21 protein-coding genes and 4 pseudogenes are annotated in these 24,945 nt (G+C 52.3%); 4 read left to right on the top strand and 21 right to left on the bottom strand.

Features of this window, described 5'->3' with window-relative positions; translation table 11 throughout:
* Positions 1–193: 193 nt before the first annotated feature.
* The 10 genes and pseudogenes from AABB29_RS16310 to AABB29_RS16265 form a co-directional block, all read right to left on the bottom strand.
* Positions 194–475, bottom strand: a complete 282-nt coding sequence (locus AABB29_RS16310; RefSeq protein ID WP_341365908.1) for a hypothetical protein — start codon at positions 473–475, stop codon at positions 194–196.
* Between the two features lie 106 nt (positions 476–581).
* Positions 582–773, bottom strand: coding sequence for a hypothetical protein (locus AABB29_RS16305; RefSeq protein WP_341365909.1), 192 nt, complete (start codon positions 771–773; stop codon positions 582–584).
* A gap of 49 nt (positions 774–822) precedes the next feature.
* On the bottom strand, positions 823–1,944 hold the full coding sequence (locus tag AABB29_RS16300) for an alanine racemase (protein ID WP_341365910.1): 1,122 nt from the start codon (positions 1,942–1,944) through the stop codon (positions 823–825).
* Entirely contained in the window at positions 1,941–3,131 is a 1,191-nt protein-coding gene (locus AABB29_RS16295) for a DUF1611 domain-containing protein (protein ID WP_341365911.1), read from the bottom strand. Before AABB29_RS16295 ends, AABB29_RS16300 begins: the two co-directional genes overlap by 4 nt.
* 876 nt (positions 3,132–4,007) lie before the next feature.
* On the bottom strand, positions 4,008–4,361 hold the full coding sequence (locus tag AABB29_RS16290) for a hypothetical protein (RefSeq protein WP_341365912.1): 354 nt from the start codon (positions 4,359–4,361) through the stop codon (positions 4,008–4,010).
* 408 nt (positions 4,362–4,769) lie between these two features.
* A complete protein-coding gene (locus AABB29_RS16285) occupies positions 4,770–5,321 on the bottom strand; it encodes a 2OG-Fe(II) oxygenase (RefSeq protein ID WP_341365913.1) in 552 nt (183 codons plus the stop codon).
* A gap of 58 nt (positions 5,322–5,379) precedes the next feature.
* Positions 5,380–5,778 (bottom strand): BLUF domain-containing protein, encoded by a 399-nt coding sequence (locus AABB29_RS16280; RefSeq protein WP_373636921.1) that lies wholly within the window; start codon positions 5,776–5,778, stop codon positions 5,380–5,382.
* Between the two features lie 414 nt (positions 5,779–6,192).
* On the bottom strand, positions 6,193–6,375 hold the full coding sequence (locus tag AABB29_RS16275; protein ID WP_341369068.1) for a helix-turn-helix domain-containing protein: 183 nt from the start codon (positions 6,373–6,375) through the stop codon (positions 6,193–6,195).
* Positions 6,361–6,732: pseudogene (locus tag AABB29_RS16270) on the bottom strand (recombinase family protein); the annotation flags it as partial. The pseudogene AABB29_RS16270 and the gene AABB29_RS16275, both read right to left, overlap by 15 nt.
* Before the next feature lie 158 nt (positions 6,733–6,890).
* Positions 6,891–9,773, bottom strand: coding sequence for a Tn3 family transposase (locus tag AABB29_RS16265; RefSeq protein WP_373636629.1), 2,883 nt, complete (start codon positions 9,771–9,773; stop codon positions 6,891–6,893).
* A gap of 121 nt (positions 9,774–9,894) precedes the next feature.
* Between AABB29_RS16265 and AABB29_RS16260 the strand changes: the two are divergent.
* Positions 9,895–10,599 (top strand): annotated as a pseudogene (locus tag AABB29_RS16260) (ISNCY family transposase); the annotation flags it as partial.
* A 240-nt stretch (positions 10,600–10,839) separates the two neighbouring features.
* A protein-coding gene (locus tag AABB29_RS16255; RefSeq protein WP_341365916.1) for an IS3 family transposase occupies positions 10,840–12,191 on the top strand; the annotation gives its coding sequence in 2 pieces (ribosomal slippage) (positions 10,840–11,176 and positions 11,176–12,191; 1,353 coding nt in all).
* 1,163 nt (positions 12,192–13,354) lie between these two features.
* On the opposite strand, the gene AABB29_RS16250 is transcribed toward AABB29_RS16255, so the two are convergent.
* Positions 13,355–13,771, bottom strand: coding sequence for a hypothetical protein (locus AABB29_RS16250; protein ID WP_341365917.1), 417 nt, complete (start codon positions 13,769–13,771; stop codon positions 13,355–13,357).
* Between the two features lie 68 nt (positions 13,772–13,839).
* Between AABB29_RS16250 and AABB29_RS16245 the strand changes: the two are divergent.
* A pseudogene (locus AABB29_RS16245) lies at positions 13,840–14,034 on the top strand (IS5/IS1182 family transposase); the annotation flags it as partial.
* Between the two features lie 178 nt (positions 14,035–14,212).
* Here the strand turns inward: AABB29_RS16245 and AABB29_RS16240 are convergent.
* From AABB29_RS16240 to AABB29_RS16220, 5 genes and pseudogenes are all read right to left on the bottom strand, one after another.
* Positions 14,213–15,430 (bottom strand): hypothetical protein, encoded by a 1,218-nt coding sequence (locus AABB29_RS16240; protein ID WP_341365918.1) that lies wholly within the window; start codon positions 15,428–15,430, stop codon positions 14,213–14,215.
* Between the two features lie 140 nt (positions 15,431–15,570).
* Positions 15,571–16,590, bottom strand: coding sequence for a hypothetical protein (locus AABB29_RS16235; protein WP_341365919.1), 1,020 nt, complete (start codon positions 16,588–16,590; stop codon positions 15,571–15,573).
* Positions 16,591–16,751: 161 nt separating this feature from the next.
* The gene (locus AABB29_RS16230; protein WP_341365920.1) at positions 16,752–17,435 is read right to left on the bottom strand and encodes a 2OG-Fe(II) oxygenase family protein; all 684 of its coding nucleotides are present in this window, start codon (positions 17,433–17,435) and stop codon (positions 16,752–16,754) included.
* Positions 17,436–17,488: 53 nt separating this feature from the next.
* Positions 17,489–19,072: a sulfotransferase gene (locus AABB29_RS16225; protein ID WP_341365921.1), complete on the bottom strand. Its 1,584-nt coding sequence runs from the start codon at positions 19,070–19,072 to the stop codon at positions 17,489–17,491.
* Between the two features lie 487 nt (positions 19,073–19,559).
* Positions 19,560–19,724: pseudogene (locus AABB29_RS16220) on the bottom strand (transposase); the annotation flags it as partial.
* A gap of 410 nt (positions 19,725–20,134) precedes the next feature.
* On the opposite strand from AABB29_RS16220, the gene AABB29_RS16215 reads away from it, so the two are divergent.
* Positions 20,135–20,470 (top strand): hypothetical protein, encoded by a 336-nt coding sequence (locus tag AABB29_RS16215; RefSeq protein ID WP_341365922.1) that lies wholly within the window; start codon positions 20,135–20,137, stop codon positions 20,468–20,470.
* A 1,040-nt stretch (positions 20,471–21,510) separates the two neighbouring features.
* Here AABB29_RS16215 and AABB29_RS16210 read toward each other — a convergent pair.
* The 5 genes from AABB29_RS16210 to AABB29_RS16190 are packed head-to-tail and all read right to left on the bottom strand — an operon-like array spanning position 21,511 to position 24,906.
* Complete coding sequence (locus AABB29_RS16210; RefSeq protein ID WP_341365923.1) at positions 21,511–21,678, bottom strand: hypothetical protein; 168 nt, start codon at positions 21,676–21,678, stop codon at positions 21,511–21,513.
* On the bottom strand, positions 21,675–22,115 hold the full coding sequence (locus AABB29_RS16205) for a hypothetical protein (protein ID WP_341365924.1): 441 nt from the start codon (positions 22,113–22,115) through the stop codon (positions 21,675–21,677). The genes AABB29_RS16210 and AABB29_RS16205 overlap by 4 nt, the downstream gene beginning before the upstream one ends.
* A complete protein-coding gene (locus tag AABB29_RS16200; protein ID WP_341365925.1) occupies positions 22,105–23,349 on the bottom strand; it encodes an agmatinase family protein in 1,245 nt (414 codons plus the stop codon). The genes AABB29_RS16205 and AABB29_RS16200 overlap by 11 nt, the downstream gene beginning before the upstream one ends.
* Positions 23,327–24,097, bottom strand: coding sequence for an ABC transporter ATP-binding protein (locus AABB29_RS16195; RefSeq protein WP_341365926.1), 771 nt, complete (start codon positions 24,095–24,097; stop codon positions 23,327–23,329). The genes AABB29_RS16200 and AABB29_RS16195 overlap by 23 nt, the downstream gene beginning before the upstream one ends.
* Positions 24,094–24,906 (bottom strand): ABC transporter permease, encoded by an 813-nt coding sequence (locus AABB29_RS16190; protein WP_341365927.1) that lies wholly within the window; start codon positions 24,904–24,906, stop codon positions 24,094–24,096. Before AABB29_RS16190 ends, AABB29_RS16195 begins: the two co-directional genes overlap by 4 nt.
* Positions 24,907–24,945 lie beyond the last annotated feature (39 nt).

The following is a 24,945-nucleotide window of genomic DNA, read 5'->3' as shown; positions in this document are numbered from 1 at the left end:
AGCCATTGCTGACGCAGCTTTTCTTCGCTGGTGCGGCATGATTAGTACCTAGATGCAGTCATTCAAAACTTCGATATTGAGCTGATCGGCACCTTTACTGTTCTCTATGGCTGCGCCGATAAATACTTTTCTAACGACGTCGGCCCATGGTGGAGGGACGCCTTTTAGAAGGCACTTCGCCAGAGGCGTAGCACTAGAAGTCATCAGTTTCCGGGACGCTCCCAAGCCTGACAAGAAAGCTTGGTGATCCGATTTCACCACTGTCTGGGTCTTCGCTAATCATATAGGCATCCGCACCGGCACAATCCACAGACTGGACTTCCCGCTCCGCTCTGTTCTGAGCCTCTGCTGCCGTTGAATATCGAAACTGTTTGCCAATCTTCAGGCTCGCTTGCCCGTCGCGCCCTGGCTTTTGTTCCACGTATGTCTGACAGATATAGTGAACTTTTTCTGTGCTCTCGTCTGCGTGGGTCATTGGCAAATTCCTTACGGTGTGTCCGGTCGCTCAGGCAGATTGAAAGACGCAGGCGAAACGTGGGTTGCTGGGATGTAATGGCCTTGGTTCAACCATTCCTGCGCTTCTAGCGCGACGGCTTTATCGGAGTGTTGGCCTCTCGTTCGAGGCGCGCGTTACGAAGACGGTTCATCTTGGTTTGTCGCTGCTCGGCCTCTTCTTCGACCATTTTTCGAACTACACGGGTTGTCTTGTCCAATGGTGTTTCCGCCTTGGAGCCTTGCGCTTTAAATACGCTTGTTTTTGTCAGCTTTGCCAAGTGGCAATCTCCTTTTTGATTTCATCCAGCCGTGTCTGAACAGGACTGTTCAAGTTAATGCCAGGTGTTTGCTTGGGCCATTGACCTTGTGTACATTTGTCGCAGTTCTGTCATTTCGCAGGTTTATCTGAATATCCGGGGCGGCCATGGCGCGCATCAAAGCGCCATAACTCATCTGAAACCGCATTTCCGATCCAACGCAGAGCGCCGCATCTTTCGTGCCAATGACCAGATGATCGCTTGTTGCGCCAATAAGTGTGTTTCCGGTAGGCATTAAAAGCCCTGCTGCGTCCGTATCCTGATGCCCGATGGCAAGAATAATCCGCGTCGTTTCCAAGTTGGCGGATACAAGCCGAATTCTTGCCAAGGTATGGTCAGCATTGCTTATGGATGGGTGCACAGACTTGGCATCCGTCTCGATCACTTCGGCGACAAGCGTAAAAGCGTCCCGATACATGCCACCAATCTGATCCCCTGTGATTGGATCGACGCCAAGCAGTATGGCTTCGCCGATGCGCAGATCGTTGATCCGGCCTGTGGCGCACGCGCCAAACGCCCAAGGCAGGTTTACAGAATTGCCGCCCGATACCGTCCCAATAATTGGGCCACACCGCCCCTCCACATCATTCGCTAGCGCAGACAATGCCCGCATCTTTGCTGCCGTCGGGGCAAGGCCATTCAGACAAGCAAAGTTGGCCCCAATGCCCTTCAACGTCACGCCGGGCATGTCGACGACTCGTTGGCCCATATGGCCAACGTCGTGTGGCATGATCCCTTCTCGCTGGTCGCCCATTTCGACCATCAGGATAATGCCGTGAACCGTATTTTGTCGGCTTGCAGCAGCCGCCAATGCTGCGATCACAGCCATCTCGGTGTTGTAGCTCGCCTCACAGGATTGCACGACGTCATCGACCTGACTCAGCATTGGTGTGCGGATCAATGTGATCGGACAAGTCACACCAGCCTGACGCAACCGCTTCACATTGCTCAAACGCGCTTCAGCCAGGCCCGCAGCGCCGCCGTCGAGCATAGCCCGGGCGATGGCTGGATGTCCACACATGGCTTTCGTCACTGCGGTCACGCGGATGCCAGGTCTCTTCAACCGTTCAGCTATCGTATGGGTGTTGTGGCGTATCTTGCGCAGATCAACTTCTATGCGCGGGCACCTCAAACCGCGACCTTGGGTGTTCCTTGCTGCAGGCCGGGATAGGCTGCGACAACCATCGTCAGCAAGTGGGCCGCTGGTCGACTGAGGGCGTCGGTTACAGGCAAAGCGAGTTTGTCTGTTTGCACAGAGATCGCATTTGTGACCTCAGCGTCGGACATCCCCTCGTGATTGAGTGTGACGCCGATGACCTTGGTATCGGCAAACGCCTCGATCAAAGCAATCTCACTTGCCGGGGTGGGCATTGGCATATTGGGAAAATCGCAGCGATGTGCGCGTTTTGGTGCGTGCTGAAGGATGACCGCGTCGGGTTGGCTGCCGCGCAGGATGAACGCCGATGTACAGAACGCGGGATGGCTCAACGCGCCTTGGCCCTCGATCAAAATGACATCGGGGTGCTCCGCCTCCGAGGCCGCAACGATTGCGCCCTCAAGTTCACCACAGCAGAATTGGGGCGGGACGGCGTCCATTGCCACACCATATTTTGCCCCCTGCATCAGACCCGTTTGGCCCGTTCCAACGAGCACGGTTTTGATGCCCTTTGCGTTCAGCGTGCGGGCCAAAACCGTCGCTGTGGTCCGCTTTCCGATGGCGCAATCGGTCCCAAGAACGGCAATGCGCAGTGCATGAACACTTGCGACGCTGCCATCGAATAAGCGCATGTCGTTGCTGAGCTTGGGTTTGCGGATATCGCGAATGGTGACCTGCCGTTCCGATGCCGCCTGCGCGATTTCGGTATCGTTGCTGAGGTATTCATGCAGGCCACTGACGATGTTCATGCCGCGCGCGATTGCGTCCAACACGACGCCACGATCAGCGGTCGAAAGCCGCCCTGTTGAGGGGGCCATTCCATAGATGAAGGTATCAGGCAAAGTAGTTGCATGGGCGATAGCGGCATCTAGACTTCCGAGAATTGGTATGGCGTTGATCGCTTCATCAAGAACCTGACCGCTGTTCTCGCCGCTGTGCGCGCTGTCGATGACCGAGACGATCCTGTAGGCCTGTGAATGACGTACAAGGCCGTTGGCCGTCTTGCCGTCAATTTTGGCAAAGTTGCCCTCGCAATAGACAACTGCGGTCGGGATCTGAGACCGCGAAGATGATCCTGTCGGTGCGGCTACGATCACGGGAGTCGCTTGCGTACTCCTGATGGGAAGGCGAACGGTATCTGCCGTCTGGAATTCGGTTTTCATCGTATTTTCCTTTTGATGGCGAGCCCGTCTATTCAAACGGACGCTTTGGTGCGACGCGCTTAGTTATTGAGAACGCATTGGCCCTTGGACTTTTGGAAAATCCGATTGCATTCCCAACGGTTTCCAGACCTGTCAAGATGGGCGTTTGCGGGGATATCGATTGCTGCGCAGCCTGCACCGGAAACTTCATATCCCCTCTGGCATCTCCATCCCTCGCCGTATGATGCATCGTCAAAGTATGCGAATTCTGGGATGACGACGGCCCGGCACTGACTATCCTGTTCGAAAAACCCACGTTCACATGACCAGGGTTGACCATAACGAGATCCGTTCAAGTAGCCGTTGGCGGGAACAGCAATGGCGCCGCAAAGGTCACCTGTCTGTTCAAACCCTCGATCACATTCCCAAGACGACCCACGGGACCCTTCCACCAGATAGGCGTTTTCTGGCACGACGAGCTCTTGGCACGTATCGTCGACTTTAAAAAATCCGCGTAAGCAGTGCCAGCGTTCGCCAGATGGGTCTAGAAACCCACCATCGGGGACAACGACTGCGACACATGCCGTCTCATCTACCTTGCGGAAACCGTGATGACATTCCCATCCGGATCCATAGGTGCGGTTCGTCTCATACGCATTGTCTGGGACGACAATAGCTGCACAGGTCTCGTCCGTGAGCCGATACCCAACATTGCACTGCCAACCGTCGCCATAGTTCTTTGCACTGGCGTTTTCTGGCATGGTTTGTGCCATGGCGGGCATTGCAAGGAGTAGCAGAGCAAATACCGGCCCCATGAAAAAAAACCAAAGGAATCGGGGGGCCGGCAATATAGGTGTCCCGCAAACTACTTGTGGCGACGGCATTGGTGTTCTTGAATTACGATCCATCCAACTCAAGCCCCGCGAGGCAAGCATCTGCAAGGTCACGGTCTGGCGCATCTGTACCGGGCCGGGTCGCCCAGCCTGTTTCCATAAGGGCATTGCGACGACCAAAGCCAGAAACTTCTTGTAGAGCTGCGAGCTTCTCTATGCGTTCTGGATCAGCCGCTGACATATTGAGGCAGACCGGCACCATCGCCAAAGTCACCTCTTCAGCAGCCAAGTCCTGTGCCATGGTTTGGGCACTGCCGCTTGTTGTCCAGCCGCCCCAAGAGAAGCCCAAGATAGAAACCGCAATCGCGCCACCCAAAGCTCCGTAGATGCCGGGTTTCGTCCATTCAGGAAGAGTCATTTTTGATCCTTTGACGGAGAATGCGCCGCCACGCTTTTTTTGCTCTGACAAAACATTTTGTCAGAGCCGTTTCGAGATCGTTTGATCGACAACGCGCAATCTATGCCCGGTCGCAAATCGCGGGTCAGTCTGGCCGCCAAGGTGGAAGAACACGACGCATGCTCGTGCACGACAACATCGGCAACCTTCCCTACCTAGCGTCAGATGCCTGTTACGGCATGTGACAGTCGAATTTTAATGATAGATAATTGCAACTGGCTCTGGCAGGCGATGCGCCTTTGCCGAAGAAAACTACAACTTTGTATAATGTACGTAGTCGCTTTGCACCTAATTTACAATGCTAGCTAACCTGACCATTTTCTCAACACCATCGATGGGTCTACCATTTTTGGCCTATTCTCGCCGCCTTCAGCGAAACGGGGGCCCATGTGCCCAGACCGTCAGTGAACGCCGAATGCCCCGCTTGATCGGCGTTACTTGATGCAGTGCAAAGCTCGGAAATACACTTACAGATCCCTGCATCCGATTGGCCATTTGGATTTGAGCACTTGGCCTGATTTCCAAGTCACCCCCGTCGTAGGTGTCCGGATTGCTCAATTGCAGCACAAGCGTGAGCTTTCTCTTACTAGCCGCGAGACCATGGCCAATGTCAGAGTGCCAGGCAAAATGCCCCCCTTTGGCAGCATCATATTTGGCTACTTGCGGGCTTTCCGCAAATTCGCGCACGTCGAAATCAAACTGGTGCTTGTTGGAATGACTGACAAGCTCAATCAACCGGGTCATCACCCAGCTTAGGTCTCCGACATCGTCCATCCAAACGAGTTCCGCATGACGCAGATTGTGATCCCGATTGCGGCCCGCAAGCAGCGCGTCATAGGTGGGGATGTTAGAAATTGCCGCAACGATGTGATCGCATTCCCCCGTAGTAAACGCATTGGGCACTGAGTGCACAGCCATCATTCCACCCACCATCTACAAACCGTAAATCGCGGATGCGCCCACGCGCCAAAAGTTTGCATCAATGCACAGCCGCTTTTCCGGATCGATCCGACAGGTCTTTGAATACTTTTATGATTTCTGCTGGTTCTGCGCGATTAAGTGCCGCATCTGCGATCTCTTCTTCCGTCCAAATCCAAGTCTTCGCAGGATCATGAAGCATCGCCCAATCTGCAAACAAGCGACTTTGTATCTCGTGGTTCAGGAGTTCTTTGATCTCAGCATGACGATCATCGCCACGAATTCGTACATAGGCTGCGCGCACTGCATCTTCCAGTCCTTCGAGTAGTTGGAGGTAGATGTCATGCCGACAAACCAACGCGCCGGTCACGTCATCACGCTTGTTGCAGCGTCTGGCATCGAGCAAAATGCCTGCAAGTATCGGCTCATCGTATCCAAACGGCTGTGACGCATAAACGATCTGAATGAGATTTGTGATGAATTGGCTCCCTGTGGGATTGAGCGATGCATGAACGTACTTTTATAGTCGCACGATCACATCGCTTCAGATGAAGACCCTACGGCTTCGGCGACGCCGAGTCTCGATTAAAGTGAAGGAACGGCCACTTTGGAGAAAATCACCTCAACACTGCGACGCTTGTGCCGTAACCGCGCATGTTCCCTACTTGAGCAGATACGGCAAGATACCACGCAGTTTGTCTGGAGGATGTGAGTCCAACAGAATGGTCTCGCTATATTTTTGCTGAATGGCCGGTTGTTATGCCGCATTGCAGCACCATCGATTGCGCACCTGCCGCATTCTCTACGCTGCGAGCGCGCGCAGCGAGATACTTGAATTCACAGGTTGGGCTCTTTTGATTCATTCGCCACATGCTCAATCAACGTCCGTTTCGGTTTCGGGCTCAGCCAGCGCCCGGTAGACGGTCATTCTGGAAACCCCCAGGTCACGGGCGATTTTGGCTTTGGCGACACCTACATCAGCCAATTGCCGGATTTCCGCGTTATCAATAGATTTCCGACGCCCTTTGTAAACGCCCCTGCCCTTCGCTGCCTCAATTCCCGCGCGCTGCCGGTCACGAATGAACTTTAGTTCCATGTCTGCCACCATGCCAAGCACAGTGATGACCACGCGTCCCATGTCACCGGCGGTGGTGACTTCCGGTTCAAGCACGCGGAGTGATGCGCCTTTGGCATCCAGCTCATGCACCAGGTTCAACACATCACGAGTGGAACGACCAAGGCGGTCTAGTCGATGCACAACCAACTCATCACCACCGCGCAAAAATTCCATCACGGTCGCCAGTTCAGAACGGTCATCCCTGGAAGCGCCAGACACCGTTTCGGAGCGGATGACCTCGCAACCCGCCGCCTTCAACTTAGCTTTCTGAATATCGAGATCTTGGCTTGAAATGCTGACGCGGGCATATCAGATCCGGGGCATGTGCAACCTGTCACATTAGGGTGGCTGTGTCCGTGATACTGTCACAATTCCAGCTGCGCCACCCTTTTGTGACATTTCATGCTGTCACATCTATATGTCTCCTGAAGGTGTACCCTTTTGTGACGCAGTGATTACGCTGCCATTGTGCCGAAATCAATCCGCCGCTCCAGATCAACATCGAACCGGCCATACGGATTGATATGAGCATAGATCAGCGGGGAAAGCCCGCTATAGTCCCGATCAGTCAGCCGGGTTGCCCATATCGGTTCTGCCAGCACCGATTGCATCATGCGCGTGTTCACATAGACGAGTGAGGCTTGAAGCAGGTGCAGTGCATGAGCTGAGACTTCCTGATCAGCAATCCGATTGCTGGAAATCTCACCGCCTTTACCGAAGAATACAAAGCCATTGGCGCTGTTCCAGTTCTCGACCACATTCAACCCTTCATGAATCTCGCGTCGGAAATCTTCGGATCGAAGATAGCGGCACAGAAAGATGGTCTTGATCGCCCGCCCCAACTCAGCGAGCGCTTTATAGGTCGGGTGCATCACACCGGCGCGTGCAAAACGACGCAGAATGGCTTCCGGGTCAGCCGTGCCGTGCTGCATGGCGGCGGCATACTTGACCATTTCATCGTACTGTCTTTCGATCTCTGACCAGTCAACAGTACCAGACAGGATCGGTAGCAAGTTGGGTAATTGCCCTCGCATCCCAGAACTCGCTAAAGCCAGCTTTTGTCGTGCAATGGCCTTAAGTCGCGGGGCCAGTTCAAAGCCTAGAAGGTGACATAAGGCGAAACCAATGGCGCTCTGGCCGTGACTGTCAACATACTGGCGCTGGATTTCCATGTCGGTACAATGGCGCAAGACCCCTTCGATCATGGCCGCCACTTCAGAAGATGAGCAGCGTTTCAGCTGGGAATAAATGCATGTCGCCTGCCGCTCGACATGCCAATAGATCATGACGCCCCTCCCGCCATAACGGGCGTGCCATTCCGTCATCAGGTTCCTGTCCCAGGCACCAAATTTGGTGGAATCCGCGGCGCATGCGGTTCCGGCCTCACCCCATACGGCCGGGTTCCGAACTGCCAAAGTGGCATCCGCGACTTTGGCTGCCGCAGCCCGAAGCGACGCCGGATCGATATACAGGCGGCGAATATGCAGTAATTCATCATAGCTGGTTCCGGGCACCCCGGCGGCCACCCGCTTCAAACCGGCATTGGTGCCCAGACCGTAGAGACACAGAAGCAAACGCTGGTCTCTGACTTTGCGATCAAGCGCCTCTCGGCTCGCTGAAGTTTCAAAGACGTCGAGAAACCCAGTATCCAGCGCGGTCTCCTTCAGCGCATCCAGCAAACCCGTCATCGGCCATCGTCTTCCGATTTCTGCCTTCAATGAAAGGAGGCCACGCGGTTCAGGCGCTGACGCAAAAGGCGTGACGTGAATCCGGTTTTCACCAGACCATCGAAGCCGAACCCGGTCATTGGAACGTAAAGTTGCATTCAGTTCACGCAGCTCGAATTCCAGTTTCTCACGAACTAAGTTGGAAAATTCCCGCGCATCCTGAGTGAGCTTCAGCCCGGCATAGTAAGCCGCGCGCATTTCTGAAAAATCTTTCGGTAAATCGTCATCCGGATTGCGATAGCGATCCGCGCCTTCGACCCAGATTTCCTTGGCCCGGATACGCTCTCGTAGTTGCGTCAGGATACAGAGTTCATAGGAAATGACATTCAACCGGCCCTGGTGATCAAAAACGGTGTCACGCCATCTGCGCGGGATAGACCCCTCGGGGACGATTGATGTTGGAACGACGCGCCGCCCTTCCTCGTTCAGGCGCGTGATCAAAGACAGGGCATCAAGGATCGGGCGCCAGCTTTCATTGTTTGAATGGAACTTCAGAACAGATAGTAGCGACGGCAACATTCGGCGGTAATGTCCGGCCCAAGACCCACGCATCACCATCTGGATCCGCGCATCCAGCGTGCCCTTTTCGCGATGTTCGTCGACAATCGCTTTCAGTTTCGCAGCGCCCGCAACAGGAAAAATCACATCCGAGACCTTTCCATTCGGAGTCAGCATCGCAGCCGTGGCGATATCGACCAGCAATCGCTCCTTGCCGTGTACCTTCTCGATGTCGGCGGCGATCCTACCGATCACCTTTCGCCTGGATCTGGTTCCGATCCGGTGAACCACATAGATCAATAGGTCCACCAACCCATCAATCAGCTGCGATTTACGAGACATTACATATAGCGCCAGAAACCCGATCCGCTTCTTGTCAGCATGACGGCGCATCTCATAGGCCGTTTCGCCTTCAGCGCGGCGCGCAAAGTGCTTGAACCAAGACGGATCGACGCGATCTGTTGCACCAAAAGGGAGATCAAGACCTTCTATGAACGCCAGCCGATCTGCAGCCTCCAATATGTTATCAAGCGTCGCAGCCCCAACATCATCTTTCAGCCGCAGAAAACCATGCACGCCTCTTGGTTCGGCAAGACATTCTTCCAATGCCGGGCTTGCCTTCTTCGAAACCTTTCCCGAGACCTCTGCCAGAAAGTGCTCCTGGAATGCATGCAACGCAGAGCGGGTTGCGCGTTCCATGATTTTCCGTGAGGGCACGGATATTCCGTTCTGCAACGCCCAATTAAAACCGAATTCAACGAGAGGGTCGATAGCTGGGCCTGATCTGTCACTTTCCTCAACAAGGACAGAGTGGAGTTCCGCGCGATCCCGATCATTCGCCCTGCGAAACCTCAGATACCGCAAGATATCAAGGCGGTGACGGCGGGCAGCATCAGATTGCAGATCGTATAGATGGACACGGGTACCCAACTGTTCCTCGATATACTGGATGCGGTCGTCAGTGATGTCTTCAACGGCCTCAGGAAAGTACCCGTAGCTGCGGAAATGAACCAACTGAAGCGCCAACCCCGCGCGCATTGCGTGCCGGTATCCCTGAATAAAATCCAGCTCGCCAAACGACAAGCTCCACACATTCAGCGCATCACGATCCATCCAGTTGTCCCTTCCCCAAAAAGGCCAAGCGTTCGGAGGAAACAGAAGACCGTCAAGCGCTCTCTTGTTCTACTATTGTTCCTGATAACCCCTATCTGCGCACGTTCGGGGCGGTTCGGCCTTGATGGAGCTGCGGTTCGTGGTATCGCAGAGCACCTTTACCTATGTTGACGCATTGGAAAGCTACCTGGTCAAACATGGTCGGCCCGTTGCATTCTATAGCGACAAACACTCCGTCTTTCGGGTTGCCAAGCCAAGCAAGCACATGACGGGTATGACCCAGTTTGGGCGCGCTTTGGCTGAGCTGAACATTGAGATACTGTGTGCAAACAGTTCCCAGGCCAAACGCCGCGTCGAACGCGCAAACCGGACACTTCAGGATCGGCTTGTGAAGGAACTGCGCATCGCTGGCGTCTCGAACATGGATGACGGAAACGCGTTTCTGGCGGGTTTCGTTGAGCGCTACAATGCCAAGTTTGCAAAGGCTCCCGCACGACCTGACAACCTGCATTGCGCACTAAACGTCGAACCGGACCGCCTTGCCGAGATCTTCTGCCTGCGTGACAAACGCTATGTCACTAAAGACCTGACGATCAAGTACGACCGGAAACGGATCAAACTGGAAGTGAACGATCTGAGCCGCGGTCTCGTGGGTAAATATGTCGATGTATATGAGCTGGCTGACGAACGCATTCAGGTACGCGCAAATGGCGTCGCCCTGCCCCATTCTATCCTCAACCCCGAGCTCCGGATCACGCATGCAGCTATCACCGAGAACAAGCGCCTCGGTGCAGTTCTCGCCTACATTAAGGAGGAACAGGACAAACCTGCACCTGTCCGTCGTCAGGGATTTTGGGACAGATGGCTGCCTAACCTAAGAGAGGGTCTGGCGCATCTGGCTGTCGTGATTATGCGGCGGATTTGCGGTGAAGCAAGCGTCGCGTTTCGATGGTCTTTCGCTTGATCCTTTCTCGTTGTTTCTGTCTGACGTCAGCGCCTATGGGACAGTTTAGGCCGATTTGATAAGGGAGGGTTTCTGGCACATCGTAACCACCAAGGAGTGGAGATGAGACAGAAACCCGGAACACGTAAGAGCCACGGTGATAAGGTCGTCAAAGACATCCGCCGTGCGACGCGCAAACAGTATTCCGCCGAAGAGAAGATTAGGATCGTGCTGGACGGCCTTAAGGGTGAGGACAGCATTGCCGAGCTTTGCCGTCGAGAGGGCATTGCTCAGAGCCTGTATTATAGCTGGTCCAAAGAGTTCCTTGAAGCGGGCAAGAAGCGTCTGGCTGGCGACACGGCCCGTGCAGCGACGTCGACCGAAGTCAAAGACCTTCGTCGGGAATCCCGTGATTTGAAAGAGGTCGTCGCTGAACAAGCCCTGGAGCTACGGCTGCTCAAAAAAAGCATGCTCGGGGATGGGGAGGACGACGAATGAGGTACCCCGCATCTGAGAAACTGGAGATCATTCGCCTGGTCGAAGGCTCGCATCTCCCGATCAAGCGAACCCTGGACAAGCTGGGGATTCCCAGGACCACCTTCTACCGCTGGTACGACCGGTATATGTCAGGTGGCCCCGAGGCGCTTGACGATCGTAGTCCGATACCGTCACGGGTCTGGAACCGCATTCCCGAGCCCATTCGAGAGAAGATCAGGGACCTGGCTTTGCAGGAAAGCGACCTGTCTCCGCGCGAGTTGGCCGTTCAGTTTACTGATACAGAAAAGTATTTTGTGTCAGAGGCTTCCGTATATCGCATCCTCAAGTCTTATGATCTGATCACCAGCCCGGCCTATGTGGTTCTGTCAGCCGCCGACGAGTTCAAAGAAAAGACAACGCGTCCCAACGAGCTATGGCAAACCGACTTCACATATCTGAAGGTCATCGGATGGGGCTGGTTCTATCTCAGCACTATCCTCGATGATTACAGCCGCTACATCATCGCCTGGAAGCTCTGCACAACGATGAAGGCCGAAGATGTGACCGATACGCTCGACCTCGCGCTGCAGGCTTCGGGCTGCGATCAGGCGACGGTGCTGCACAAGCCGCGCCTGCTCAGTGACAACGGGTCGAGCTACATCTCGGGCGAACTGGCTGATTGGCTGGAAGATCAGAAGATGGATCATGTTCGAGGTGCGCCATATCACCCGCAAACCCAGGGCAAGATCGAAAGGTGGCATCAAACGCTAAAGAACCGCATTCTGCTTGAAAACTACTACCTGCCCGGTGATCTCAGACAACAGATCGATGCCTTTGTCGATCACTACAACCACCGGCGTTATCACGAAGGCCTGCAGAACCTCACGCCTGCCGATGTCTACTTCGGGCGCGGGGAGACTATTTTGAAACAACGAGAAAGGATCAAGCGAAAGACCATCGAAACGCGACGCTTGCTTCACCGCAAATCCGCCGCATAATCACGACAGCCAGATGCGCCAGACCCTCTCTTAGGTTAGGCAGCCATCTGTCCCAAAATCCCTGACGACGGACAAGACAAACAGCAAGACTGCTCAATTGCGTTTTTCGAAGAATATGCAAAACACAGTGGTCATGCGATTTCGGATGGCGAATTGAGGTACCATATTTTATCTAAAGAGCTGCAAAATTTAACCTTTTTGGATAACTTCTTATCATTTGACAGGTGTATCGAACTGGAAATTGTAAGCCGCGCAAAAGATACCCTGCTATGGGTGAACGAAGCACAAATTTTACGCTAAACGGACGCCTATCTAACTACTGCGGAATTCGGCAAAGTGCCGCATGCCACACCTTAAGGTGCCGCGCCACAAGTGCTCGTTTTTGTCACTCACGGCAGGGTCACCCGCAACAGTGAAAAACCTTAAGCCACAAACTCTTGGCAAAACTGCCTTTGATTTTGACACGTCTTTGGCAGTCTTTCTAAAGAGTTGAAATTCGTACGGCGCGCAGCATCCGGTAAAAAGGGCTCACTCGAGACGTCCGCTGCTTTGGTTGCAAACGTCCGCTCTCCCTGCCCCCGCAAAGCCAGCCAGTGCAGCGATATGTGAGGTGTCAGCCCTGTCAGGCTTTGCTACCGTCAGCGTTCTTGGTGACATTTCTGCCTTGCAGATCGAGTGACATTTCTACTTGGTTGCAACATTACCTTTCGTTATTGTTGTCGGAAACCTTAAATAATAGGACTGAATTAATGGGACTCCTTCCCCTTTAGTATAAACCACATAAGACTTCCGGCAATTTAAACGATTTAAACGCGTCATACGGTGAAAACCTAATTGCACAGCATCTGCTGGCAAGTCTAGCGCCTCAGAGAAAGCGCAGAATGGACACGCCGTAATTTCCTGAGCATTTGCGCTGGCGTGTTCAGAACACTAAGTCGGCTTTTCAAAACCAATAACCATAGTGGTATCCAATTGTCGCGAGGCCAAAGTAGTTGTTGGCACCTACCCCACTGCTCGGGCCATGCGCCAGGTTTGACCTCTCGGCCCAATCCCGCGGTTCGTCGAAATTTACTAGGCTGCGGTGTGGGTCCCCAATGCGGACATCCAGCGGGCAATCACCTTGAATTCCACTTCCTGGTTAACTCGACCAATCTAAGATCCACTCAATGGGACGGGTTTGCATCGGCAATACGCTCTAAAGCTGCATCTATTTCATAAGGCCACCAATTCGGATTTTCGGGAAGGGCCAAGTACAGGATATTAAGCACGCGCTCCGGGTGCTTATCGGCAATGCTCCCTTCGCCACGCCGGATAGCAGGCAACATTATGTGGTCACGTTCAATTGGGCTAAGAAGCGGAAGGATCGCTTCCGAAATGGCCATGAAGGTTTCTTCGTTTGAGAATGTAAGTTCGATCAAGCGGGCTGAGTTTTGTGGCGTGCGTGCGACCTTTTGTACTGGCCACACATTCCGTAGGAACCGTTCTTCGAGCGCCCTCCAGTGTTCACCATCGTCTTCTTCCCCCTGCCCCAAGTATCTCCGCCATTCCGGAAACCGTTTCTCGATTTGCCAATATGGCATCCTTCGCGTGCTATATTTGTGCGGCTGTCTGCGCTGGAGGCTGGCCAAGCCGCTTGCCGCGTTTCACGCCCTGCATCCCTGGCCGTACGTCACGCAGCAAGACCATCAAATACGACAAGGGTCGCTACAAACGCCACAATCGCATCGAAAGAATGTTCTGTCGCCTCAAAGACGGGCGACGCATTTCAATCCGTTATGACAGCTGCTGCAAGGTTTTCTTGTCAGCCATCGCTCTCGCCGCAACCATCATATTCTGGCTATGAGCCTAGAGCCGAGGGAAGAAATCGTCTGCAATACTAGGGGCTATTCAGGTCAATACAACAAAATAGTTCGCAGGAGCAAATTGAGATCTCTTAAGAAGATCATGGCTTGCGCCAAGGTCTATAAGTGCTTTCGCTACCTTCCCCACTGACATGGAATGAAGCAGAACGGCTTCCGCACTCATTCTAATCGCAGAACACAATATCGATTCAAGGCATAGGTAACAAAAACCATCAAAATAGATATGGTTCCAAAACCGCTGATCGCATGCCCTGCACCGAAGAAGTAATCTGATGTAATCAACGCAACTCCACCGATGAATAATTTGAGAAAGTCGGCGCCCATCGTTACAAATGCAGTCATACAATATCGAGCAACTGCCTCTGTCCCTTCACCAAATGTAAAGGACACGACGGCGACGGCCATCGTTACCATTTGAAATAGAAAAACTTGCAGAGCAATTGCGATACTTGAAATCAGCAACACTTCAAAGTGCCCGGTATCAACGGTCTCCACAACTGACAACGCTAAAATAACTAACGTTACTGGGACGAAATTGACCAAGCCAACAACGCGAAAAACTTCTCTTGGACCCCGCACGTCTACCAGTTTGCCAATCGTCGGCGCCAGCAGGGATCCTATCGACTGGAACAAAATGAAGCATGACATCACAAAGGCTGGGCTTACGTCAAGATGACCAACTAGAAATACAGGTAACATTGCAATTCCAAAGAGCTTCGCAGAAAATACAACGCCAAAGAAGTAGCGGTTCTGTTTTGCGGACACTACATTTCGATAGTCATTAATGGTGGGAGGACTTCCTAGCTTCTCTGCTATCACTGCGTCACTCACAGTTGCAAATATCTTCTTCATTTTAAACGCGCTATACAAAAGAAGCAGTCCAACAATCGCAAAAACTGTCATAAAATCAAATGTTGAAACACCACCGATTGCCAAAACAACCATAATGACGCTGATAGTGTTCTTAACCATACCGGCTAGCCGTCGAGTTTCCCCAAAAAAGGCGCCCAATTGTGACTTATGAACTATCACTCGAACGAGAGGAAACCAACCAATGGTAAAGGCAACATGATGCAAAATGGACAATAGAAGTATGAGAAAAATCGTACTCAAAATTAAAAATTCACCTTGGAACACAGTAAGAGAAATAAGAAGCAAAAATACCAAAAAGAAGCGAAGAAAGTAACCCTTGTTTATAACAGAACTTGCGCCATATTTTGATATGAGATTTGGACCAGCCAGAATAGAAAAACTACCAAGTATCAATAGTACAGATAGCGTCATGAAATTAGAAGCTGTAAATCCTAAACCTTCGGAATAGAAAATCTGTGCAACTGGCCCTACCGAAATGAATAGAACAATGTAAATTTGGATCACCAAATTTGACCTACTCGCTAGCCGAGCTTCTTGGACCAATCGATTCGAAGAAATAGAAGATAGGTTTCCAGAAGGTTCATGCATGCTAAGGTCGCACTCACTTATCGAATTAGATAATGTAACTTCGCCGCATGCCAATTCTAGATCAGTGGTCTAGCCAAACTACCAATTTCTGAGTATCGCGGTGCGATGTCACGAATCCAGTTTCGGGCCTCTTGTATTTCATCATCTAGCGATGCCCGTTGTTTTGCAACTGTTTTGAAGTAACTATCGTGATCGAACGCTGCTCCAGGGTTCTTCGAATGCCGCTTAAAGGGCCCTGATGTTGTAGCTCTTTCAATTTGTTCAGGCGACATACTTACTCCAAATAGCTGAGCTGCTGCATCCAGCGCATTTTCGGGGTTTCTGAAGAAGTCCTTCTTGTTCAATGAACGCGCATTTAAGCTTCTGTCCTTCAAAATATCATCAAATTGAATGATCAACGCCAACCATACCACTGCTGCCGCCTGCGCATCATTCTCTATGTTGCCATTGCCTATTTTGTGGCCAGAGTTATTCAAGTCGAACCTCGAACGATCAAGCATCTTATGAAGAAACTCACGGCGGAAACTGTATTTCAACATCGAGACGCAAAAGTCGTCAAGTGTGGCAAACAAAAATATAGCTGCTGATTTCTCATGTCCAGACAGCATTTCCCGTGCAATATTTGCACAAGAGTCCGACGGTTTTATAAGGATTGTTTCATGTTGGGTGAAGTTTTTGCCTAACAACGTCAAAGCTACACTTAGGCACTCCGACGTATCTCCAAATAAGTCCGAAGGGCCTTCGTACCGCTTAGCGAAGGCAACCTGATGAAGTGTCAACGGCTCCTTGTATACCATACTATACCCTGGGAGGTCCAAACAGCGGCTCAACAATGTGGATCCGCAAAATGCGGTATGAAAAATAAAGCCAAGCTTTGGCGACGGCAAGTCCAATTGGTGGTATTCCTGTAGTAGTCTAGCGAGAGATGCGCTTTTCGGAACGTCAAGGCCAAGTGTTCGACGGTCAAGAAAGGTAGATTCTGAGTATTTTTCTCGGTTCATTGGAACCACATCAACCTTCTGATTTTGCCAATCAAAGGACCTCACATATTGCATAGGGTCGTCAAAAATGCTCATAGTCATTGTCATCGCTTACCACCGTATTTCGAAGTTGGTGTCAATTATAGCCTGCATCAGAGTGCCATGATTTCGCTAGACATGAGAAAGTCTAGCATTTTTTCGAACTGTGTAGTTGGTAGAAGGCAGTTATATCCGGTTTCAACGGTACTTTTCTCGGGCTAAGCGTCAAACCAACCACCGACTGTATATCTCAACCTGGACTTGGCGATTTCATGGACTGGGCTTATCCAATGGATCTGATCTGCAAGAACGTCGAATATCACCAGACTGTTATGTTCGCATGCTAAGCTTGACGTTTTTTCTCCTGATCGAAACTCAAGACTGCCCCCAAATTTGGCTTGCCAGTCACGCGAAAAGTAGAAGATATATGCAAGTCTCCGGTTTTCGGTTCGATCATTATGTGGACCAAGAAAATCGTTCGCCCCCATTGCTTTAGCAGAGATACTAGGCACCGGAACGAGAGGGAGCCCGCTCACATCTACAAACCAATCATATATCGATCTGTCGAACTTTATAGCATTGATAAACTCAAAGAAGATATCTCTGCTGGGGCCGAAGTTCTCTATCTGCTCTGAATCCAAGCTCTTGATTGCAGACAAACGTTCACTCTCGGACGCTTCTTCCCACTCTTGCCTCGAGACGAAACCTTTTCCTCTCAGAGCCAAGTCGGATTCTGCCCAAATTGCATCATGTTCGAAGAAATCGTTCAAAATATCCACCTTATCTGACCTTAGGACATTCGGAATTCTCAAGGGTAAATGGTCCCCATTGGCGAACACTTGACGGTAATAATTCCTCTCTTCAAGTCCAGTATGTTCTGACGAAATCCAATCATCAATCATATTGCTCGCCTCATATTAAAGTTCAATCGAGAATCCGGTCTAACCGATATTTTTCATTTGTCTGGCAACTCATCAATCAGCGCAACGAGTTGTTGTTTGTAATTCCGCCAGATGCCAACTGAATTTCCATTCAACGGCTGACGAACCTGATTTACACTCAGAGTTCTGGCCATTCGCGGACTGTTTGCGTAGTGTAGGCATTGGTCTTCCCATTCCAAGCCGCAAAACCGGAGAGCGTTTGATACGACTTCCATTGGTCGCTTGACTAGCTCTTCGTATTCAATGAGATGCAACCGAGCAGGAAACCGTGTCGTCCAAAAATCCATCAACTGCTGATAGGCCCTATAGTACTTCCCAAGAGCTCTCAAGTCGCGGGCGTAGCTATGAAATGTAGAAAAATTGTTCTTGAATATCGATAGACAGGTATCCAAAGGGTTTCGCCGAACATGAATTATCCGTGCTTGCGGCAATGTCAGAGCAATAAGGCCAATGTTAAGGAAATTATGGGGTAGCTTGTCGGTAAACGCCCTGGCTGAAGCGGTTCTACCGGCTCTATTTATGAACGTCTTTCCTATACTCGAAAATTCGTCACTACCGTAACTCATAAGACATCTAGGATAGGAAGTTTCTTCACTCTTCGCTCTCCGCATTATTTGTTCAACTAAATCAAACATATGCGTCTGCTCACCACCAGCGCAAACTTCTGAATGTTTCGAAAAAATTTGCTCGACTAGGGTAGTTCCAGATCGTGGCATTCCCAGAATAAAGATTGGTGTCATTTGACCTTGGTCGGCTATTTCTGAAATAGCCATTTTTTTCGATCCAAATACTTCAATAGTTTCCTTGACGTAGTCATCCATGTGGGAGTGGTTGTCCAAACCGCACTGCGCGATTTGCAATAGGTTCGTTTTTTTGAAGTAGGTCATTGCCAAACTATGCTCGGATTCTTCCTCAGCAATTCGTCCCAGACCGTAGCCCAAAACGATCTTGGCATCAGGTGACGTATATTTGTCGTTCCAAAGTTCCTCCATCTTATTAGTGAGCCGTCTTTTTTCTGAAGGTGATCCGGAAAGCTCCGCCAGTGCATCTAGTGCGTCGATATTTTCTGGATCGATTGAGAGAACATCTCGCAAAAGGCTCGTTGCTGTTGGGGTTTGGCCCAGAGCCCGGTGAACTACTACACGTCCAAGTAACGCACCAACAAGATCTTTACAAACTTCTTGAAGCTCTTGAAATACCTTCAGAGCGTCGTCGCTGCGACCTTGGCGGATTAGTAACCGCGCCAAATTGTGGTATGCTGCGCGACAGCGTGGGTTGACTCTTATGATCGCCTGTCTCGCAATGACTGCTGCGATGTAATCACCTGTTCTCTCATGTGCTGCGGCTAGCAGTTCAAGCCGTACGGAACAGTCCGGTTTCTGCTCCAATGAATATAGATAGTATTCTATTGCTTGAGCATATTGTCCACATTTTGTTAGAATCTTTGCAACTTCGTCTGCCGCTACAATATCTGTTACGTCATTGTTGATGTGCTGTTTGAATATTCCTATTCCCTCGGGAACGTCAGCGGCAAGGCAGACTAACTTTTCAGAACTATAACATGTTTGTGTGGTTGCTGGATGTTTGGTCGACGACATAGATGGACTACCACCCAGAATCTGATGTTAGCACGCAGGCACTACATTGGAATGTGCCCCTGCGCTATTTGCTTCTATTTCGAATGATTAGTTAGCGAACTGGATATGGCTTCTCAGTAGAAGGAGATGCCATTTCCAATGTGCTTGGATACGGCTTCTCAGTAGAAGGAGATGCCATTTCCAATGTGCTTGGATACGGCTTCTCAGTAGAAGGAGATGCCATTTCGAGATCCTGCGACTTGCTTGAAGTGTTCATTTCCGTTCCTTTTTCTGAACTAGCCATTTGGCTTTCTGACAGCTAGGACGTGTAAAGCACAAATGGCTTAATTTGCTTTAGCTGCCGTGGACTACGATACAAGCGAAAGGCGCCTGGTCAATTCCGAAGACCCGTTTAAGGTGTTTTGGGCAGTCTTCCGCCGGACAAGTTGGATACAACGTGTTGATCAGCCCCACGTGAGTGGTCCAATTTGATTGTTAGGCTCCACATTCATAACCAGAATATGATGGTTGCGGCGAGAGCGATGGCTGTCAAGAAAACCTTGGAGCAGCTGTCATAACGGATTGAAATGCGTCGCCAGTCTTTGAGGCGACCGAACATTCTCTCGATGCGATTGCGGTGCTTGTAGCGACGCTTTTCGTATTTGATGAATTTGCTGCACTCAGCCATTACAGATTGCTCATCATACCCCCAAATATTTGGGGATGCTGCATCACAGCAACGATTCAGCATCAAGCCGATTAATGGGTCCTGAGCCTAATGGCTGGTTTGGGCCCAAAGTGTAGGATGCTGCCAGTTGGTCCAATGTCTGCTCTTCATTGCTCGTCTTTGTGTCGCGCCGTCAGTTTGACGTTTGAAAGGTCCGACAAGACACGGCGCATCAGTTTGGAGGTCTGTGTAACTTTGATCCTTTGCGTTCTGAGACAACCGCTGGGCGAGCCGTGTGAAACACACGTCCAATCACACAGCCTGCGATCATCAACAAGACACCTAGTATGGTATTGCGTGGAAGGTTCTAAATCAGGGATGCCTCAGCACCGTTGCCAGACTGAAAAAGCCAAAAGATGGCGGTCAATGTAATAAAGAAGAACCCAGCTGCAACAGTCCACTTTCCATACTTGTTTGGCGTTATGATGGTGGCCGTTTGGCTTGGCGTCGCCGTTGAGCTATCCGGGTTTGGCTTTGACTTGTCCGATATCAATGCGATTACGACAAAAACCACTACGAAAGCACCAATCCCTACTGCCGTGAGCAGCAATATCCAGCCAAAGCCCGTTACAAGTGGACCCATTGCCGGGTCAGCATGGCCACTTTCGATCCGTGATGGGGAAACCGCAGATGCAATGAATCCGCAAGCGGCTATGATCAACAATAAGAACCAAAAAAACGCCTTTATGTAGAATTCCTCAAGACTGCAAACACAGATACCATTCCGCTGGAGGTTCGCCAAAAACCGCATAGTGGTGCTCGTTTCTAGATACAATGGTCGTGCCTACCCGCAGCAACCGCGACACTTTTAACAAATGCATCGACTCTCGTCATCACTCGAGAGTCGATTCAAGAGGATCTGAGGGCTAGAAGAAATTTCAAAGCCGACCTCGGGGATCAAAGGCCTAATGGCAGTTTTGTCCTACTTAGCGGACATCAACTGCCCCCGATTTAAAGGTCGGCTTAACGAGAACTGTACGGAAAGCTCGCAAAGTTCGGCGTCTCATTAATTGAAAATGCTAAGCCGTTGATTTCGTTGCATCTACGGTCTCAGCATCTAAGTGTTCCGAAAGTTGTTGTCGGAACTCGTTAATGATGGGGCTGAATCAATGAGACTCCTTCCCCTTTAGCATCAACCCCATAGGGAATTTGCATTCTTGCCAAACTTCCAGCCCGGTTAACGCGAGTACCGCTCAACCAGCATGGCGATGTTCCTGTTGGTGGCCCCGACGATCAGATCGCCTTATCTTCCATCGGTTTAACTTTGTCCTCCATTTCTATTCGGAATGACATGACAGTTTGTAAATAGATTATGACGGTACGAAGGTTTAGAAAAACATGGCCCGCGTTGAGGGGCTGAAACCTGATTGAGCTACAGTGGTATCACCGTGAGTTCACAGCCAAACGGTCCTACGCTTAGGTGATCAGAAATCACTCCGGGGCCTATTTGGGATGCGCTTACCTCTTTCCCAAGATTGGGGGATGCGGCAGTTGCGACGCGGTCTATTGGATGGCGGATGCACCTGAACGACTATCGCATCTCGCGGCCCTTGGCCCCCATTATGAGGCGTGGCTGACCGCGCTTCTGCCTGGGTCGCTCCTAATTAACTTCAAGAGCAATGCACATCTTTGATGTCCGCAGACAATCGCCTGAACATTCCAACGGATAAGATATGCTAATCAAAAGGCGCACCCATGAACCACGCTCTTCTACATTGCGCATCGCCCAGGATCATTTGCGCCGCATTTTTATCCGCCTGTGCCAGGCTGCCAGACCCGCCGCTGTGATCGTCGCCAACCCCCAGGCCACAGGCGCGAGAGAGACGGCGACAACGACTTCGTGATGCGCGAAGGCTGGCGTGCCACCGATAACGGCGGCTGCGATGATGATCCGTCTCATGCGTGATCTTTCGCCGCAGCCGGATGGTTTTGCAAGAAACTGCGCAGGTCTGTCACATGTTTGGCGTCCAGCGACACATAGACAAACCCCATATTCGTCCGCTCAGTCACCATATCGCCCGGATAAGGCAAATAGCTGAGCTCGCGTGAGCCGAAAGATGGGCTGGCCGTGCCGACCTGCCATTCGGTGGTCAGTGTCACATCCACCAGTTTCATCGGTGCCCCGCCGTTGGGGCAATCGATTTCCAAAGGCACACCAGCAATCCGCAGATAGGCCATCTTGTCTTTGGCCCCGACAAACCCGTCGATGAATTGCGTCGTCAGCACCAAAAGCTCTTCGGCCTTATCCGCATCGGGCATATGGCTGTGCAGATGGTCGGGGTGGTCGTGGTTATGTCCGATATGGCCGATGTGACCGTTCACGATATCATGTGGCATTGGACCAGCGCTTTCCTTCGAACTCACCATGGGGGATTTTCACGGGCCTATCCATATGCCGCTTATGCGCGCCCATCTTGCCGGATGCGACCAGTGAGCCTAGCACATCGACAATCACCCGCGTGCCCATCAGGGCCGTGATTTCGGATTGGTCATAGGGTGGGGCCACCTCAACCAGTTCCATCCCGCAGATGCCTTCGGCGGCAACTTTCGACACCAACCCAAGCGCTTCACGTGGCAGGAACCCACCGGGTTCGGGCCAGCCTGTGCCCGGCACAAAGCCACAGTCGATGCTGTCGATATCAAAGGACAGATAGACCATGTCCACACCATCCCAGGCCATCTCAAGCGCCATTTCGGCGGTTTTATCGATGCCCATCTTTTCCATGTCACCCATGGTGATGATGTTGGTCTCGCGGTCCCGCGCCACCTGCACCGCGTCGCGGGGCACTTGCCAGCCACCGATACCCACCTGCACAAGGTTCTTTGCCGGGACGTTTTCCATATTTGTCGCATGGAACCAAGGGGTTGTGTGCATCCGCTCATCCAGGTCCTTTTCCTGAATATCCGCATGGCGGTCGAAATGGATGATCCCGATTTTCTTGGATGTGCATTCCGCAATCCCGCGCACACAGGGAAAGCCAATCGAGTGGTCGCCGCCAATCATGATCGGCAGTGACCCGGATGAGGCCACATGGCTCACCGCCCGGCTGATTTGATCGAACGTCTTTTCGATATTCGCAGGGATCGTGAACACATCGCCCGCATCACACAGCGTCATCTGTTCGCGCAGATCGACGGCCATTTCGTAGTTATAGGGGGTATAGAGTGCGCTGATCTTACGTACCCCCTGCGGGCCAAAACGGGTGCCTGCGCGATAGGTTGTGCCGCCATCAAAAGGTATACCAAGGACGGTCGCGTCGTAATCGCCCACCTCGGTCACGTCTTCGGCGTAAGGGGCCTTCAGAAACGTATTGATCCCTGCGTAATGCGGCAACTCGCCTCGCGCGAAGGTGGGGATGGACTTATCTTCGATGCTATCAGCGCCGGTCAACCCCATGCGCAGCGCCCATTTGCGTTCCTCGGCCCAACCGCTGCCCGGCAGATCCGCTTCGTCCTGCATCGCCTTCCAGCCGCGCAATTTGGTCAGGTCGGGGTGGTGATAGCGCCGCTCATCATGCCGGTGATCGACCGGATTATGGGATCGCGATCTATCCGTTGTCCTGCAAAACATGGGTTTCCTCCTTAAGTGTTTGGAAAGGGATGCCGCCATCGCGAGCATCGAAATCATAGGTAATCGTCGCACCATTCAGACTGGGGTCGACAGGATCCCAACGCGGTTTGTCGAACACCAAAACGCGGTCGCCCAGCTTAAACGCCTCTTCCAGATCATGTGTGACCATAAAGACGGTCATGCCCGTCTCGGCCCGCAGATCAAGCAGGAAATCATGCATCGCCAGCCGGGTGCCGGGGTCAAGCGCGCCAAAGGGTTCGTCCAGCAGCAAGATGCGCGGTTTCGCGGCCAACGCCTGTCCAATGGCCAGCCGTTGCTGCATCCCGCCCGACAAGGTTGCGGGGTATTGATCGGCCACATGGTCCAACCCGCAGCGGGCCAACGTTTCATCCGCCCTGCCCCGCGCGGCCTTGAGATCAGCGCCGAAAAACCGCCCCCAGCCGCGCCGCAGGCTTTCACCTGCCACAACGTTCTCACGCACGGTCATATGCGGAAAGACGGAATAGCGTTGAAAAACAACACCGCGGTCCAAGCCGGGTTCGGTTGCAGGCGGGGCATCCGCCACCCGGACTTCGCCCCGTGTGGGCCGTTCTTGCGCCAAAAGCAGACGCAGGAACGTGGACTTCCCACAGCCCGAGGCCCCCACAATCGAAATGAACTCGCCTTCATCAACGCTGACATTGACCCGCTCAATGATGGGCCGGGCGCCGTAGGATTGGAAGACGTCTCTGACGGTCACAAAACTCATAGCCCCTCCTCCGCCCAGGGGAACATCCAGCGCGACAGACGGCGCAGGGCCCAATCCATCACGAATGCCAAGAGAGTGATCCAGATGACGTAAGTCAGGATCACATCCATCGCCAGATAACGCCGGACCAAAAAGATGCGGTAGCCCAGGCCAAGATCAGCGGCGATCGCCTCAGCCGCGATCAGGAACAGCCATGCGGGGCCAAGGGAGAGCCGCACAGCTTGGATTAAGCGCGGCATCACCAAGGGCAAAGCGACCCGCAAGGTGATCACCCAGCTGGAGGCCCCCAAGGTCTGCGCCTTGACCAGTAGTTCCTGCGGCACCTCAAGTGTACGTTGCGACAGATCGCGGATAATGAAGGGCAAGGTCCCGATGACGATCAGGACAACCTTTGACAACTCGCCCAGACCAAAGACGATGAACAGGATGGGCAGCAAAGCCAGCGGCGGGATCATGGACAGAACCGCGACAAACTGCGCCAAAAAACTGCGGACCAGCGGCAAAAGCCCAATCATCAAGCCGATGATCAACCCGACGCTGGCCGATATGCCAATGCCCAGACCAAGGCGTTTCAGACTGGCCCAGGTATCATACCAGAACAAAATACGCCCGCTACGCCGGTCCCCTTCTGTGGTCAGGCGGGCCGCTGTGTCCCACACCGTGCTTGGGGCGGGCAACAGCTTGTCAGCCGGGTTCGCGGTCAGGCGGATGTCCGAGCCGATCGCATAGGCAATGAACACCAGCGCAAAGGGCAGCAACGTCAGGAACACCGCAAGGGGCCGGTTCGGTTTGATATTGATCAATCGCATGGGGGATCACCTGCCGCGCCAACGGCGGCAGGCCTTTCA

Origin of the sequence: Yoonia sp. BS5-3, assembly GCF_038069655.2 — a bacterium.
GTDB classification, from domain to species: domain Bacteria; phylum Pseudomonadota; class Alphaproteobacteria; order Rhodobacterales; family Rhodobacteraceae; genus Yoonia; species Yoonia phaeophyticola.
This window is presented reverse-complemented; position numbering and strand designations above follow the sequence as displayed.